The sequence below is a fragment of the Gordonia sp. IITR100 genome, assembly GCF_002009645.1.
Classification (GTDB): Bacteria; Actinomycetota; Actinomycetes; order Mycobacteriales; family Mycobacteriaceae; genus Gordonia; species Gordonia hongkongensis.
This window is the reverse complement of sequence record NZ_MVKV01000009.1, coordinates 172,332-187,211: the sequence shown is the minus strand read 5'-3', so window position 1 is coordinate 187,211 and position 14,880 is coordinate 172,332. Positions and strand designations below refer to the sequence as shown.

Sequence of the window (14,880 nt, the reverse complement as noted above, 5' to 3'; positions counted from 1 at the left end):
GATATCGATGTCGATGCCCTAGGGTCACAGCCGTGGCATTGCTGATGGTCGTCGAATTACAGTTCGTCGGTGCAGCTTTCACTACGGCCGCGTCGGCTTGCCCGCCGACGTCGAGCCCTCGCGTTCGCCCTCGCGCTCCTCGCGGTGGTCGGCGTGGTCACCATCGGGTCGGGTAACGCATCCGCGTCGGCCGCGTTCGGCAGGTTCCATGTGTCCGGCTGCGGCATGCCGAGCACCCCGGTCGACACCTGGACTCGGTGGGGCAACAGCAAAACCGTCATCGCTCTCGACGGTCTTCGCGCGACCGGTGACATCAGTGGCTGGCGTCGCGACACGCGTGTCCACCGCATCGCCGACTCCGGCGTCAACGTGATCCAACCGGTCGGAGGTCTCGCGAGCTTCTACACCGATTGGGAAGCGGCGAGCCCGGCCAACAAGGTCGGATACCGCTATCGGTGGACGTGCCGACTCGACACCATCGTGCGCGAACTCGACGCGCGCGGACTCGCAGTCGGCCCGCTGGGCAAATACGCGATCATGGGCATCTCCATGGGCGGTAACGCTGCGATGGTCTACGGGGCGTACCACCGCAAGCGCATCTCGCACGTCTTCTCGATGTCCGGCTACCTGAACCTGTCCGCGCCCACGATGCGAGAGGCTGTTCGGCTCGCGTTGATCGACGCCGGTGTCGGGGCGGGGGTCGGTCCGTTCAGCGCGGACGCCATGTGGGGACCGCCCTGGAGTGACCGGTGGACGCGCAACGATGCACTCGTCCAGCTGCCGCGGATGCGGGGGATGAAGATCCGCATCGGGTCCGGTTCGGCGACGTGGGGTCCGCACAACGCCGACGCCGTGGCCTCGGTCAAGGGCACACCGCTGGAGGTGGTGTCGCTCGCGCAGACCCGGTCGTTCGAAGTCGCGGCCGCTTTGCAGGGCATCCCGGTCACGACGGACTTTCCGTCCGTCGGGACACACGCCTGGGGGTACTGGGAGGACATGGTGTGGCGCGCCAAGAACAGCGGCTGGTTCCGCGACCGGTGACGACGACCGGTGAGGTGCGGTCTGCGCGGACGGCCGGGTGGAGTGTGACGGCGCCCGCACGGCCGACGTTCGTAAGCTGACGGTCATGCGTGTTCTGCGTCGAAGCGGCGACCCCGACCTCGCGGTCCGGATCGCGGGGGAGGCCGACCGGGGCGTACCGGTCGTCCTCGTGCACGGGATGGCATCGGACCATTCGACCTGGCGCCGGCTCGCGACGGCACTCCGCGCCCGCGGGCGTGCGGTGATCAGCGTGGACCTCCGTGGACACGGTCGCAGCGGCCGGGCCCGTGAGGTCTACCGGCTCGACGACTTCCGCGACGACCTGGCCTATGTCCTCGACACCCTCGGGATCGCGGTCGCCGACGTGGTCGGCCATTCGCTCGGTGCCCACACCGCGCTGCGAGTGGCCATGCGTGAGCCGACGAGGATCCGACGCCTGGTGCTCGAAGAGGTGCCGCCGATGCCCCGCGACGAGGCCGATCTGTCCGAGGGCATCGCCATGCGCGCCACCCTGGGCGAGCAGATTCGTGGGCTGATCGCGCTCGCGCGCAACCCCTTTCCGGTCATCCGCTACGACGGCCGGATGGGCGACCAGATCGTCGCCGAATTCGACGTCTGCGCGCCGCACTGGTGGTCGGAGCTGCCGGATGTGCAGGCCACCGCCATGGTCATCTCCGGTGGCGAGAAGAGCTTCCTGCCGCCGCGCCACCTGCGGACCCTCAGCGACGCCCTGCCGAACTCGCGGTTCGTCACCATCGAGGCGGGGCACAGCGTTCACCGCGACCGCGCCGAGGAGTTCGTCACCCACGTCGACGGGTTCCTCGGGCACTGACGCCTGCCGGCGTCATCTCCGGCTCGCTGGTTCCTGATCCGAGAGAACCGCGAAACCATTGGCCCACCACTGCTCCCTGAGGAGCGCCCGGAGCTTGCGGAGGGCGCGTCACGAAGGGTCTGCCACGAATGTCACCAAGACCCTTCGTGACGCTCGCAAGCTCGCTCCTCAGGGAGCGGGGGATGGCGCTCGTCCGGGGCGGGATGGTGCTCCTCCGGGGCGGGATGGTGCTCCTCAGGGAGCGGGGGATCGCGCTTGTCCGGGGCGGGATGGTGCTCCTCCGGGGGCGGGGGATGGTGCTCCTCAGCTCAGAGAGCGGAGCGGGTCAGGCGGGCTTGTTGTGCAGCGGTCGCGGGTCGATCCCGACCTTGCGCCATGCGTCGTAGGCCCAGGGGACGTAGAGGTACTTGAGCGGCAGGCGGTTGATCAACGGGTTGGCAGCCCGCATGAGGGCGGCGAACCGTTGGAAGTTCTTCTCGCGCCTGTCGTTCCACTCGAGGTCGCACACGTCACGCATCTGCTGGGGCAGCGTTCCGACGACAACGGTGCGGATGAAGGCGTTCAACGGAAGCGACAGGATCTTCCACACGGGCGCGGGGATCTTCTTGGGGCGGGGGAGCCCCTGCCGGATGTAACCGGTGGCGTAGACGATCGTCTTGTGCGGCACGAACCGGTCGAGCATGTCTTCCCAATACTGGACGAACTCCTCGTAGGTCTGCGGCTGCCCGCGATCGCTCACCCCGTAGAGCTGATACCAGACCTTGCTCTCCTCGAAAATCTGGACCTTCTCGGCGTAACTCAGGCGTCGGATGAAGGTGTCGGTGATGTAGAGGACCTGGTCGACGAACGTCGCGTGCGCCCAGTAGAACAACTCCGGATTGAGTGCGTGGTACCGCGATCCGTCGCTGATGGTGCCCTTGATGTCGCGGTGGAAGTCGCGCACCGTGCGCCCCCACTTCTCCGGCTCGGTGCTGTACACGGTCCGCATGACCGGGGGGCCGGTCCGCTTGGCCCGGCCGAGGAAGTCGCTGAAGATGACCGAGTGGTCGAGCACGGCCTGGCCGAGTTGTTCGATGCAGTTCTCGGTGCCGGCCAGACGCTGGAAGCCCAGCAGTCCGCGGTTGTCGCCGTAGAACTTCCACACGAGCGAGTCGGCGCCCAGACGTGGCGAGGCGACCTCGCCCGCGGTGTCCGGAGTGTCGTCGACGATCATCGGCTCTGCCTCGCGGATACCGGCGTCGAATCCCTGGTTGACTGACATGGCGGCGAGAATATCGCACTTGGAACAAATTTGGAAGGTTGTTCCAACGACGCGGGGTGATCTGTATGCGGAGAGGGAGGACGGACGATGCGGGGCAGGCAACCGGACTGGGCGCTTCCCGACGTCGAGGAGGTCCTCGCTTCCGCTGTCGCGGTGCGCCTGCCGATGCGTACGAGATTCCGCGGCCTGACCACGCGCGAGACGATGGTCTTCGCGGGGCCGGCGGGTTGGGGGGAGTTCGGTCCGTTCGTCGAGTACGACGACCCGGAGGCGGCCTCGTGGCTGCGGGCCGGCATCGAGGCCGCCTGGGTCGGCCCTCCCGCCGCGGTCCGCGACACCGTCCCGGTCAACGCGACCGTGCCCGCCATCCCCGCCGACGAGGTCGACGCATTGCTGCAGCGATACCCCGGCGCGGGAACCGCGAAGGTCAAGGTCGCCGAACCGGGGCAGACCCTCGACGACGACGTCGCCCGGGTCGCGGCGACGCGGGAGCTCATCGGCAGGGTGCGCATCGATGCGAACGGCGGCTGGACCGTCGACGAGGCCATCGCCGCCCTGCGCGCCATCGGTGAGGTCGAGTATGCCGAACAGCCCTGTCGCACAGTCGAAGAACTGGCGGCCGTGCGTCGGGCGGTCGAGGTGCCGATCGCTGCCGACGAATCCATCAGGAAGGCCGAGGACCCCTACCGTGTCGTCGCGGCCGACGCTGCTGACGTGGCGGTGGTCAAGGTCGCGCCGCTCGGCGGCATGCGCGCAACCCTCCAGCTCGCTGAGAACCTGGGACTCGACATCGTGGTCTCGAGTGCCCTCGACAGCGCGATCGGGATGGCCGCCGGCGTGGCTGCCGCGGCCGCGCTACCGCGCCTGGAGCTTGCGTGCGGGCTGGGCACCGGGTCGTTGCTCGCCGCGGATGTCGCCGCGTCCTTCCAGATGGTCGACGGCTCGGTGGGAACGCGATGGTTCGGCACCGACGCCTCGGTCGACGTGCGCGGACTCGCGGTCGAAGAAGAGCGTCAGCATTGGTGGCGCGAGCGTCTGCGGCGGTGTCACCGCCTGCTGACGATGGACGGGTCGCCCACGGGTCGCGGGCGAGGATAGGAACGCATTCTCCGATCTGTCTCAACGTGGTCTATCATGCGATGTGGGTCACATGCCGACCGTCCGTACCCGGGGCGGCCGTTGCGGGAGGGAGACGATCATGGCCTCGGTTCTGGCGACAGTGCCGGCAGCAGTCGATTCGGTCGGCGTCCCGTCTCCCGACCGCGACGGAACCCCGTTGCACGTCGGCCGGGGTCGCGGTGCCCGCGGACACCGGACCGCCGGGCTGTATTTTGACCAGATGGAGATCACGGAGATCAGACATCGCCGGCTGCACGAAGACCACTGGTCGGCACCCGAGGACTCGCTGCCCGCCACCCGTCGGCGGCGATGACCGTGGCAGGCACCGGAACCAAGGCCGACAGCGGGAATCGGACCTCGACGCGTAAGGTCCGCAACACCGCCAGCCCGGCCGACCAGGAAGCCGCGATCCTCGCGGCTGCCGGGGCGGAGTTCGCCGAGGTCGGTGTCCGCCGCGCGAACATCGACGAGGTCGCCGCGCGGGCTGGAGTGAGCCGCAGCACCTTGTACCGGCGCTTTCCGAACAAGGATGCGCTGCTCTACGCGGTGGCCAACGACGCCTACGAGACGGGCATGCAGAAACTCGAGGCCTCGGTGAAGGGGCTCGGACCCAAGGCCGCGCTGGTGGAGGCGTTCGCCGTCGGCGCCGAGTGGGTCAACTCCGATCCGCTGCTGAGCCGGATCGTCCTCACCGACTCCGAGATCAAGAGCGTCACGGCGACGATGACGTCGTTGTTCATCGACATGGTCACCGACCGGGTCGCGGCCACACTCCGCGACGAGGGTGCGCAGATGCCCGTCGAGGATCTGCTGGAAGCCGTCGAGATCCATGTGCGACTGGTGATCTCACTGCTGGAGACGCCGCCGTCGGACCCTGCTCGCAACGAACCCCAGCGCGTTCGGGATTTCGCCGCCAAGTTCCTCTCACCGATGATCTGGTGAAACCCCACCGGAGATGACGGGCCACGCCGGCCCCGTTCCTCTCGTCTGAAGTCCGCATCCACCGAAGGAGATCCAATGAGTCTGCGTGACAAGCTGTCCCGCACACCCGACCACGACGCGATCCGCGCCGCGCTACGGGACAAGGTCGTGGTCATCACCGGCGGCGCGCGTGGCATCGGATTCGAGACCGCGACCCAGCTGTCCGAGGCGGGGGCCAGGGTCGCGATCGGTGATGTGGATTCCGAGGCGGTGGGCAAGGCCGCCGCCGACCTCGGTTGCGAGGGCATCGAGGTGGACGTGACCAAACGCGAGTCCTTCGATGCGTTCCTGACCGAGGTCGAAAACCGGCTCGGACCGATCGACGTGCTCGTGAACAACGCCGGGATCATGCCGGTCGGACCGTTCCTCTCCTACGACGACACGATCATCCGCCGGACCTACGAGATCGACGTCCTGGGCGTGATCATCGGATGCCAGGAGGCGGCCCGCCGGATGGCGCCCCGCAGGACCGGCCACATCGTGAACATCGCATCGACGGCCGGGCGCATACCGACCCCCGGCCTCACCATCTACAACGGCGCCAAGGCAGCCGTCATCGAGTTCTCCGAGGCGCTGGGCGCCGAGCTGGAGCCGAAGGGCGTCGCCGTCAGCGCGGTACTCCCCACGTTCACGCGAACCGCCCTGATCTCCGGCCTGCAGACCAACAAGTTCATCCAGACCGTCGAGCCCGGCGAGGTGGCGTCGATCGTCGTGCAGACGATCGCGCGGCCGGTGGTCCGCGTCTACGCGCCCCGGTCGATGCGGTGGGCGGAGTCGGGCGCGTTGTTCCCGCAGGCGATGAAGCGGTGGTCGCGCCGGTTGACCAAGCTGGACTCGATCTTCCTGAGCCCCGACCAGCAGGCGCGCGCGGCATATTCCAGCCGGATCCGCGGTGAGAAGGTCGACACCCGGGCGCCGGGCGACAGTCTGACGCAGCCCCAGGAGAGCACGCCCCTGTCGTCGTGAAGAGGGACGGCATGGGTGCTCGGTCGGGGGTGCGGGAGGTGTCCGCCGACCGGGCGGCGAGGCGCGAGCTGCGCGAGGCACTGGACGATCTGCACGCCCTCGAGGTCGAGGCCGGACTCCGTCGGCGCCTGTCGCGGCTCCGGTGGGTCGTCGCGGTGGTGGTCCTCGTCGTCGCGCTCGTGCTCGCGGGGGTGGCGGTGACCGCGTGGCAGCGAGACCGTGAGCGGTACTCCGATGCCGAACTCCAGTCCGCGGCGGCCGACCGGGTTGCGGTGCTCATCGCCCCGGACAGCCGAGACGATCGGCGCGCCCAGCGCATCCTGGCCGGCGCCACCGGCGCCTTCTACGACGAGTTCGCCCAATCCGCCGACAGTTACACCGAATTCATCCGGGCCAACGGCACCGTCGCGCAGTCCTCTGTCGACGGCACGGGGATCTCCGTCCGGACCGGCGACACCGCCACGGTCCTCATTGCGGCCACCGTCGTCTTCACCGGTGGGGCGGCGCCGGCCGAGACCGGCGACCAGGCGCGCAGATTCCGGTTGCGGGTGCTCATCACACCGGCCGACGACACGCTGAAACTGAGTGCGGTGCAGTACCTTCCATGACGCCACCGACTCACACCCCGGGCGTCGAGCCGGTCCCGGGACGCGGAACGACCCGGCCCATCGGGGTGCGAGGTGCCGCCATCCGCCTCGCGATCGCGGCGGTTGTCCTGGTCGCGACGCTCGTCGTGGTGCTCGCCCTGTGGAACTCGCACCGTACCGGCTCCGACGTCGCGGAGAGCCGAGACCAGTTGCGAGCACAGGCGGGAACGATCGTCGCGGACGTCTTCTCGGTCGATGCGGACCGCTGGCAGCAGGACCGGACGCGGGCGCGGGAGCGGGTCGCCGACGAGTTCACCGACAGCTACGGGGCCCAGCTCGATCGGCCCCCGCCCGAGGGGACGTCGTCGGTGACCTGGCGCCCCGAGGTCGTCAGCATCGTCGCGGTCGACGCCGCGGAGGGGGAGGCGCTGCTGCGTGTCGTGGTGACAGTACGTCCGGCCGCGGGGCCGGCGACGACCGTTCAACGCACGGTCCTGGCCCGCTACGCGCGGTCGGACGACACATGGCTCCTCGCGGCGGCGGATGTGATCGGATGACCGTCCATCGGAATCTGCGGGTGCGACGATGACCGAGACCATCACCACGCGAATCGAACTCGCCCGCGCCCGGGTCGACGCGGCGACCCGACGGGCGCGCACCGCCCGGATCGTCGCCGCGCCGGCGCTCCGGGCGCGTGCGGCACGCCGGACACAGACGGTGCGCCGGACTCTCGTCGGAGCAGCGATCGCGGTGGTCGTCCTCGTTGGCGTCGCCGGCTTTCTTGCCTGGCAGATCCGCGGCCAGCAGGCGGCGACCGAGTTGCAGGACGACGTGCTCGCATCCGCCCGCGGCGCCGTCACCGTCATGCTGACCGCCGACCCGGCCGACCCCGAAGGCTACGTGACACGCGTGGCGGAGGTGAGCACCGGACCGCAGCTGAAACGGATCGACGCCGCCCGGGAGGCACTGATGACAGAGGTGGGCGGGAAACGGGGTTCGAGTGTCGGGCAAGTGATCTCGGCCGGGCTCGTCACCGATCCGTCGTCCGACGACATCGGTGGAAGCGTGGACGTGCTCGTCGTCGCCGACGCGACGAACCCGGCGCTCCTGGGCGGGTCGGGGGACGGTTCGGAGATCGACACCACCGGGGAGCGGATCACGGCGCTGATCACCATGACGCGCACCGACGGCGGCTGGAAGATCGCCGAGGCGAGGCGTCCATGACCACCGCTCACGACCGGGTCCTGCTACCGGCACGGCCGACCCGAACCCAACGCATCCGCATGCGGCTTCTCATCGCCGCATCGGCGGTATCCCTGGTGGTCGCGGCGATCGCGGGCGCCGCGACCCTGCGCCCCGATCCCGACCCGACCGAGGCGCAACGCAGCGAGATCCTCAGCGCGGCTGCGGCTGCCGTGAGTGCGCTTCTGACCTACTCGCCCGACGACCCCGCCGACCGGCGGCAGGCGACCGACGCGTTGCTGACCGACCCGCTACGCCTGGAGTACCGGAACCGCGGTACCGACGTCGTGGTTCCCGGCGTCCGTGCATCAGCGTTGTCGGTGACCGGCGAGGTCGTCGGTGCCGGACTGCAGGAGGGCGACTCGGAACGCGCCCGGGTGCTCGTCTTCGCCGACCAGCGGGTGACAGCCGGGTCCGGTTCACCGGCACCGGGTGCCGCGAGTCGTCCACCGGCCGAGACGACCTCTATCGCCCGGTGGGCACTTATGCGTAAGGTCGACGGGAATTGGCTGCTGTCCGACCTGCAACCGGTCGGCGACGTGACCCGTTGAGACACGAGATGCCCGGCCCCGGGCGGTCCGCGCGACCGCCGGCGCAGACGGGTGCTCGCGGGGTGGGATGACGAAAAGGGGACCAGAGATGAGTGCATCGAGCGCGGGTGTGGTGATCGTCGGAGCCGGACTCGGCGGAATCCGGGTCGCGGAGAACCTGCGGAACAACGGCTTCACCGATCCGATCACCCTCGTCGGAGCCGAAGCGCATCCACCGTACGACCGTCCGCCGCTGTCGAAGTCGGTGCTGCTGGGCAAGGACGACCGCGTCGATCTCAAACCCGCGGAGTTCTACGAGGACTCCGACATCACGCTGCGACTCGGTGAAGCGGTGACCGCGGTGTCACCGACGGACCGGACGATCACACTGGCCTCCGGCGCCACCGTCGCCTACGACACTCTCGTACTGGCGACCGGGCTCGATCCGCGGCCGTTTCCCGGTCTCGCAGAGAACGTCCGTGGCGCGCACGTGCTCCGCACCTACGACGACGCGGTGGCGCTGCGTCGCGAGATCGATTCCGCGAGCACCGCAGTCGTCATCGGCGCCGGCTTCATCGGATGCGAGGTGGCGGCCGGCCTCGCGGCCCGCGGACTGGCGGTCAGCCTCGTCGAACCGGCTCCGACGCCGCTCGCCGTGGCGCTGGGGGAGCGGATCGGCGCCCTGGTGTCGCGGTTGCACGTGGCCAACGGCATCGATCTGCGGACCGGGGTCGGGGTCGCGAAGATCGACGTGTCCGACGGGCGGGTCAGCGCGGTCGAACTCACCGACGGCACCACCCTGCCCGCCGACATCGTCGTCGTCGGTATCGGTTCGACCCCGGTGACCGGGTACCTGGACGGGTCGGGTATCGAGTTCGCCGCACGCGAGGTGGGGGGCGGAATCGCCTGTGATGCAACCGGACACACCAGCGCTGAGAGCGTCTACGCCCTCGGTGACGTGGCGAACTGGCTCGACGAGGACGGGCGGCCGAAACGCGTCGAGCACTGGAACCACACGGTCGAGCAGGCCTCGGTCGTCGCGCACCAGATCACCGGTGGCGACGCGGTCACCGCGTCGGTCGCCTATTTCTGGAGCGACCAGTTCGACGTCAAGATCCAGGTACTCGGCTCCCCGCGCGCCGATGACGAGGTCCACGTCGTCGACGACGACGGGAAGAAGTTCGTTGCCTACTACAGCCGGGACGGCGTGCTCACCGGGGTGGTGGGCGCCGGCAAGGTGGGTGCCGTGATGAAGACCCGGCCGAAGCTGCAGACCCCCACTCCCGTGGCGGATCTGCTGTAGTGACGCAGTGACGGATACGCCCACCGCTACGCGGGTGCGCGACGCCGCGGCCGAGGTGGCCGACCCGCAGCTCGCGCTCGGCCAGGCTGCGTTCTTCCAGGCCCGACCGGGGGGATACGGGGAGGGTGACGAATTCCTCGGAATCCGTGTACCGGTACAACGGAAGCTCGCGAAGGGGTTCCGCGGCATCGCGTCGGATCAGGTCGTCGACTTGCTCGACTCACCGATCCACGAGCATCGCCTGATCGCATTGTTCCTCCTGCGTGAGGAGTTCGAACGCGAGCTACGCCGCGGCGGCGACGGCAAGGGTTGGGTCGACCTCTACCTCGACGCCGTGCGCCGCGGCCGGGTGAACAACTGGGATCTCGTCGACTCGTCCGCCGATCCCGTCCTCGGCGAATACTGCCGGCGCAGCGGCGAACTCGATCTCGTCCTGCAACACGCGCGGGACGACGATCTGTGGCGGCGCCGGGTGGGGGTGATCGCGACCTTCGCCTTCATCAAGCACGGCGACCCGGCGGCACTGCTCGCGGTGGCGCCGCTCGTCCGCGACGACCGACGGGGTCTCATCCAGAAGGCATTCGGCTGGATGCTGCGGGAGGTCGGCAAACGAGTCGACGAGAGCGTCCTGCTCGGCTACCTGGACGACAACGCTGCCCGGATGGGCCGCACCGCACTGTCATACGCGCTCGAACACCGGACCCCGGAGGAGCGTGCCCACTACCGCGCCCTCCGGGATCTGTGACGACAGGGTCAGCCCTCGCGTGCGACCTTCGCAGCGGCCCAGATCATCGGGAACTGGAACGGCAACCGGGCCAGCGCGACGATCTTGTAGGGCAGCGGCCGGTCCCACCACAGCCGGACCATGTTGATGTTGGCGGGGTAGACGGCGAGGAACAGCAGCACCGACGCCGCGCCGGCGGCGCGTCGGGTCTTCGGAGCGAGAAGTGCCGCGCCCAAACCGATCTCGGCAACACCGGAAGCGTAGGTCAGCGTGCGGGGGTCGCCGGGGATCTCCTCCGGGATGATCTCGTCGAACGGTTTGGGTGCCACGAAGTGGAGCACTCCGATGCTGATGAGCATCGCGGCGAGGCCACGGGCGAGCTGGACGGGGTCGAGCCGGGAACCGCGGATGGTGCTCACGTCGTCGTTCTCCTTCGATGGACCGGTGACTGCACGAACTCGAACCACTCTCTCAGAATTCGACCTTCAGCGTGTCCGATGTCGGATGCGCCTGACAGCCGAGGATGTACCCGTCCTCGATGTCCTCGGGGTCGAGCGCGCCGGCGTTGTCCATGTCGACGCTGCCCTCGGTGAGAGTGCAGGCGCACGAACCGCACTCACCCTCCTGGCAGGAATACGGGGCATCGAGTCCGGCGGCGAGCATGATGTCGACGAGAGTTCGTGAGCGAGGCCAGGTCAGGGTGTGGGTCTCACCGTCGAGCTCCACCTCGACGGTGGCGGCACCCGCCTGCTCCTCCTCACTCACCTCGCCGAGTTCGACGTCGGCGAACGGGTCGCCGGACAGCGAGTTGTAGACCTCGGTGTGGACGTTGTGGTGCGGGAAGTTCGCGTCCGACAGACCCTTGTGGACGGCATCCATGAACGGGCCCGGTCCGCACATGTAGGCGACGTGCGACGTCGCGTAGGGCGCGAAAGCCGTTGCCAGAGCGGCCGCACTCGGCAGACCCTGGAGTGATTCGAGCCAGTGGACGAGGGTGAGCCGATTTGGGTGGGCGGCCAGGAGTTCTCGGAGTTCGGCGGCGAAGATCACGTCGGCGACGTCCCGGTTGGCATAGAAGAAGACGATCGGTGCGTCGCCCTTCTCGAGGGCCGCCTTGAGGATCGACATCACCGGCGTGACACCGCTGCCGGCCGCGATGAGCAGCAATGGGGTGTCATAGGACTTCGGGGTGAACACGCCCGATGGCGGCAGCACCTCGACCTGGGTGCCGGGGGAGAGGTTGTCGCACACCCAGTTGGATCCGTAGCCGTCGGCGGTGCGCTTCACGGTCACCTTGGGCTGCGGGTCGGTGAACGGCGACGACGCGAGGGAGTAGCAGCGCGCGACCGAACCAGTCTGCTCGCTCGGAATCCGTAGCGTGAGGAACTGCCCCGGTTTGTAATCGGTGAACGGCTTCGGCGAGGCCTCGGGTAGTTCGAAGGCGATGGACTTGGCCTCGGCCGTCTCGTCGATCACCTCGGACACCGTGAGGATCACGCTGCGTGAACCGTGAGGGGTCAGGTCAGACATGTGCGCAGTCTCCGCCGTCGAGGACCGGCACCCCGGCCCAAATTAGAACACGTTCTACTTCAGCCTAGCGCAACGACCGGTGTTCCCACGAGGGGCTTGCGGTCGATCACTTGCGGCCGTTGCCAGCGTAGTCACGCCAGGGCGGCCACGCCGTCGGCCACGGTGCGCGCGCCGGACTCGATGAGCGTCTCCAGGTCGGCATCGGGGTCGTCGAGCCATTTCTCGTACGCGGCGAGGGCGGCACCGAGGCACAGCCAGCCGATGGTCTGCGGCAGGTGATCGCGGACATCGACGCCCAGCCGGGTCGCGCAGAACTCGGCGATGACCTGACGCCAGTCGGCATAGACGATCATCGAATGTGCCTGCAGCGCAGGCACCCCGAGGAGGAGGGACATACGTCGGCGATGGTTGTCGAGTTCCTCGGCGGGCACCCGGTTGAACGAGACGAGGGCGTCGACGAGGGCCTGCGCCATCGGCGTCTCGGGCGGGATGCCGGCGAGGAGAGTGCGTAGTTCGAGGAGATGGTCGTCGAACTCGCCCCAGGGGATCTCGTTCTTCGACGAGTAATACCGGAACAGTGTGCGCCGGGCTATCCCGGCCGCCTCGGCGATGTCGTCGACGCTGGTGTCCTCGAAGCCCTGGGTGGTGAAGAGGCGGATCGCGAGTGCGCTGATCTGCGCACGCGACGTGATGGGGCGCCGGCCCGGCGGGGTACGTGCGGGCTCGTCACCGCGCATCTTCGTGGTCATCGGGACCTCAGCCTATGGGACCGGTGTCGTCCGGATCGACAGAACCGTCCACCTGGCCATTCGGGCAGTTCGCTCGCGAACGCTGGATTTCTGCACCGAGTGCCACTAGAGTCTGTCGTGATCCACATCACTAACCCACCAACCAGGAGGTATGGATCATGGCAGATCAGTCCGCTGCGACCAGTCACAGCTCGAACGACACCGAACTCCTCGCCGAGTCACTCGTCGAAGAGGTCTCGATCGACGGGATGTGCGGGGTCTACTGATGTCAGCCCCGACATCGAATCCGATCTCCGGCGACCGTTCCGCGGTCGCCGGGGTCCGGTTCGACACCCCAGCCGAGGCGCCCGGTTTCGACACGCTCGAGCCGTGGCGGCTCAATCCGAAGGTCGCTCTGCGGCCGGAACCGTTCGGCGCGCTGCTGTACCACTTCGGTACGCGCAAGCTGTCGTTCCTCAAGAACCTCACCGTCGTCGGCATCGTGCAATCACTCGCCGACCACGACTCGGCGGAGGCCGCCCTCCTCGCCGCCGGGATCTCGCCCGCCCAACGTCCCCTGTACCTGCAGGCGCTCACCGCCCTCGCCGACAGCGGCATGATCGTGCCCCGCTCCTGAGCGATCAGGCCCGACGTCCCGGCCCGGACGTCCCAGTCCCGAACCGACAGCCCCGAATGCAAGGACCTCAACGATGACGACCATCGAGATGCCGCCCACAGCAACCGAATTCGCGAGTGCACTCCGGGCGCCCGCACCGACCGCCGGCGAGGTGCCGAAGGTCGGCCGGCTCGTCGACCAGTTCGAGAAGGGTCTCGACGCGCCCATCTGCCTCACCTGGGAACTGACCTATGCGTGCAACCTCGCGTGCGTGCACTGCCTGTCGTCGTCGGGCAAACGCGATCCCCGCGAGCTGTCCACCGAACAGTGCAAGGCGATCATCGACGAGTTGCAGCGGATGCAGGTCTTCTACGTCAACATCGGCGGCGGCGAACCGACCGTTCGCCCGGACTTCTGGGAGCTCGTCGACTACGCCACCAGCCATCAGGTGGGGGTGAAGTTCTCCACCAACGGCCTGCGCATCGACAAGAAGGTGGCCGCGAGACTCGCGGCGTCGGATTATGTCGACGTCCAGATCTCGCTGGACGGGGCGACCGCGGAGGTCAACGACGCGGTCCGCGGTCCGGGTTCGTTCGACATGGCCGTCCGTGCGCTGGAGAACCTGGCAGAGGCGGGTTTCGCCGACGCCAAGATCAGCGTCGTCATGACGCGACAGAACGTCGCGCAACTCGACGAGTTCAAGGCGCTCGCCGACCGCTACAACGCCACGCTGCGCATCACCCGGTTGCGTCCCTCCGGCCGGGGCGCCGACGTGTGGGATGACCTGCATCCGTTGCCGCACCAGCAGCGCGAACTCTACGACTGGCTTGTCGCACACGGTGATCGAGTGCTGACGGGTGACTCGTTCTTCCATCTGTCGGCGTTCGGTTCCGATTCCGGCGGCGGCCTCCCCGGCCTCAATCTGTGTGGTGCGGGACGCGTGGTCTGCCTCATCGACCCGGTCGGTGACGTGTACGCGTGCCCGTTCGCGATCCACGAGAACTTCCTCGCCGGGAACATCCTGTCCGACGGCGGTTTCCAGGAGATCTGGCAGCGGTCGGACCTGTTCACCGAATTGCGCGAACCGCAGAACGCCGGCGCCTGCACGAAGTGTGCGCATTTCGACGCCTGCCGCGGCGGGTGCATGGCCGCGAAGTTCTTCACCGGCCTCCCGCTCGCCGGCCCGGACCCGGAGTGCGTGCAGGGTTACGGTGAGGAACTCCTCGCCGGCGACCGCACGAAACCGACCGCCAACAAGGACCATTCACGCGGCACGCCGCTGACCCTGATGACCCGGCGGCCCGACGGCGACCTGACCCCGGTGGCCTCGCGTCCCACCAAGTCCTGTGACGAGAACCCGCTCGCCGGGTTCACCCCCGCCGCGCGGTAGATCGCCCGCGGTACACCACGGGGCGCGCCG

The 14,880-nt window shown here is 68.5% G+C and carries 19 protein-coding genes; 15 read left to right on the top strand and 4 right to left on the bottom strand.

Features of this window, described 5'->3' with window-relative positions:
• Nucleotides 1-69 precede the first annotated feature (69 nt).
• Both B1818_RS14625 and B1818_RS14620 read left to right on the top strand, forming a co-directional pair.
• Entirely contained in the window at nt 70-1,041 is a 972-nt protein-coding gene (locus B1818_RS14625; RefSeq protein ID WP_058252376.1) for an alpha/beta hydrolase family protein, read from the top strand.
• An 85-nt stretch (nt 1,042-1,126) separates the two neighbouring features.
• Nucleotides 1,127-1,873: an alpha/beta fold hydrolase gene (locus B1818_RS14620; RefSeq protein ID WP_058252437.1), complete on the top strand. Its 747-nt coding sequence runs from the start codon at nt 1,127-1,129 to the stop codon at nt 1,871-1,873.
• Between the two features lie 325 nt (nt 1,874-2,198).
• Here the strand turns inward: B1818_RS14620 and B1818_RS14615 are convergent, their stop codons facing one another.
• A complete protein-coding gene (locus tag B1818_RS14615) occupies nt 2,199-3,134 on the bottom strand; it encodes an oxygenase MpaB family protein (RefSeq protein WP_078113126.1) in 936 nt (311 codons plus the stop codon).
• Nucleotides 3,135-3,221: 87 nt separating this feature from the next.
• Here B1818_RS14615 and B1818_RS14610 point away from each other — a divergent pair, with 87 nt between their 5' ends.
• From B1818_RS14610 to B1818_RS14565, 10 genes are all read left to right on the top strand, one after another.
• Nucleotides 3,222-4,232: an o-succinylbenzoate synthase gene (locus tag B1818_RS14610; RefSeq protein ID WP_078113125.1), complete on the top strand. Its 1,011-nt coding sequence runs from the start codon at nt 3,222-3,224 to the stop codon at nt 4,230-4,232.
• A gap of 100 nt (nt 4,233-4,332) precedes the next feature.
• Nucleotides 4,333-4,566: a hypothetical protein gene (locus tag B1818_RS14605; RefSeq protein WP_078113124.1), complete on the top strand. Its 234-nt coding sequence runs from the start codon at nt 4,333-4,335 to the stop codon at nt 4,564-4,566.
• The gene (locus tag B1818_RS14600; RefSeq protein WP_078113123.1) at nt 4,563-5,195 is read left to right on the top strand and encodes a TetR/AcrR family transcriptional regulator; all 633 of its coding nucleotides are present in this window, start codon (nt 4,563-4,565) and stop codon (nt 5,193-5,195) included. Before B1818_RS14605 ends, B1818_RS14600 begins: the two co-directional genes overlap by 4 nt.
• Before the next feature lie 75 nt (nt 5,196-5,270).
• Nucleotides 5,271-6,200 carry an SDR family oxidoreductase gene (locus B1818_RS14595; protein WP_078113122.1) on the top strand — a complete coding sequence of 310 codons (930 nt, stop codon included), beginning with the start codon at nt 5,271-5,273 and terminating at the stop codon, nt 6,198-6,200.
• An 11-nt stretch (nt 6,201-6,211) separates the two neighbouring features.
• Nucleotides 6,212-6,808, top strand: coding sequence for a hypothetical protein (locus tag B1818_RS14590; RefSeq protein ID WP_078113121.1), 597 nt, complete (start codon nt 6,212-6,214; stop codon nt 6,806-6,808).
• The gene (locus B1818_RS14585; protein ID WP_078113120.1) at nt 6,805-7,344 is read left to right on the top strand and encodes a hypothetical protein; all 540 of its coding nucleotides are present in this window, start codon (nt 6,805-6,807) and stop codon (nt 7,342-7,344) included. Before B1818_RS14590 ends, B1818_RS14585 begins: the two co-directional genes overlap by 4 nt.
• Nucleotides 7,345-7,372: 28 nt before the next feature.
• Entirely contained in the window at nt 7,373-8,011 is a 639-nt protein-coding gene (locus tag B1818_RS14580; RefSeq protein WP_058252368.1) for a hypothetical protein, read from the top strand.
• A complete protein-coding gene (locus B1818_RS14575) occupies nt 8,008-8,580 on the top strand; it encodes a hypothetical protein (protein WP_058252367.1) in 573 nt (190 codons plus the stop codon). Before B1818_RS14580 ends, B1818_RS14575 begins: the two co-directional genes overlap by 4 nt.
• An 88-nt stretch (nt 8,581-8,668) precedes the next feature.
• Nucleotides 8,669-9,862: an NAD(P)/FAD-dependent oxidoreductase gene (locus tag B1818_RS14570; protein ID WP_058252366.1), complete on the top strand. Its 1,194-nt coding sequence runs from the start codon at nt 8,669-8,671 to the stop codon at nt 9,860-9,862.
• 7 nt (nt 9,863-9,869) lie between these two features.
• On the top strand, nt 9,870-10,607 hold the full coding sequence (locus B1818_RS14565; protein ID WP_078113119.1) for a DNA alkylation repair protein: 738 nt from the start codon (nt 9,870-9,872) through the stop codon (nt 10,605-10,607).
• A gap of 8 nt (nt 10,608-10,615) precedes the next feature.
• Here the strand turns inward: B1818_RS14565 and B1818_RS14560 are convergent, their stop codons facing one another.
• The 3 genes from B1818_RS14560 to mftR form a co-directional block, all read right to left on the bottom strand.
• On the bottom strand, nt 10,616-11,005 hold the full coding sequence (locus B1818_RS14560) for a hypothetical protein (protein WP_058252436.1): 390 nt from the start codon (nt 11,003-11,005) through the stop codon (nt 10,616-10,618).
• A gap of 52 nt (nt 11,006-11,057) precedes the next feature.
• Nucleotides 11,058-12,116 carry a ferredoxin--NADP reductase gene (locus B1818_RS14555; RefSeq protein WP_058252364.1) on the bottom strand — a complete coding sequence of 353 codons (1,059 nt, stop codon included), beginning with the start codon at nt 12,114-12,116 and terminating at the stop codon, nt 11,058-11,060.
• Between the two features lie 131 nt (nt 12,117-12,247).
• Nucleotides 12,248-12,865 (bottom strand): mycofactocin system transcriptional regulator, encoded by a 618-nt coding sequence (gene mftR / locus B1818_RS14550; RefSeq protein ID WP_058252363.1) that lies wholly within the window; start codon nt 12,863-12,865, stop codon nt 12,248-12,250.
• A gap of 158 nt (nt 12,866-13,023) precedes the next feature.
• Here mftR and mftA point away from each other — a divergent pair, with 158 nt between their 5' ends.
• The 3 genes from mftA (at nt 13,024) to mftC (ending at nt 14,850) form a co-directional block, all read left to right on the top strand.
• Nucleotides 13,024-13,131, top strand: coding sequence for a mycofactocin precursor MftA (mftA, locus tag B1818_RS14545; protein ID WP_058252362.1), 108 nt, complete (start codon nt 13,024-13,026; stop codon nt 13,129-13,131).
• Nucleotides 13,131-13,481 carry a mycofactocin biosynthesis chaperone MftB gene (gene mftB / locus B1818_RS14540; protein ID WP_058252361.1) on the top strand — a complete coding sequence of 117 codons (351 nt, stop codon included), beginning with the start codon at nt 13,131-13,133 and terminating at the stop codon, nt 13,479-13,481. The genes mftA and mftB overlap by 1 nt, the downstream gene beginning before the upstream one ends.
• A 73-nt stretch (nt 13,482-13,554) precedes the next feature.
• Nucleotides 13,555-14,850 carry a mycofactocin radical SAM maturase gene (mftC, locus tag B1818_RS14535; protein ID WP_058252360.1) on the top strand — a complete coding sequence of 432 codons (1,296 nt, stop codon included), beginning with the start codon at nt 13,555-13,557 and terminating at the stop codon, nt 14,848-14,850.
• Nucleotides 14,851-14,880 lie beyond the last annotated feature (30 nt).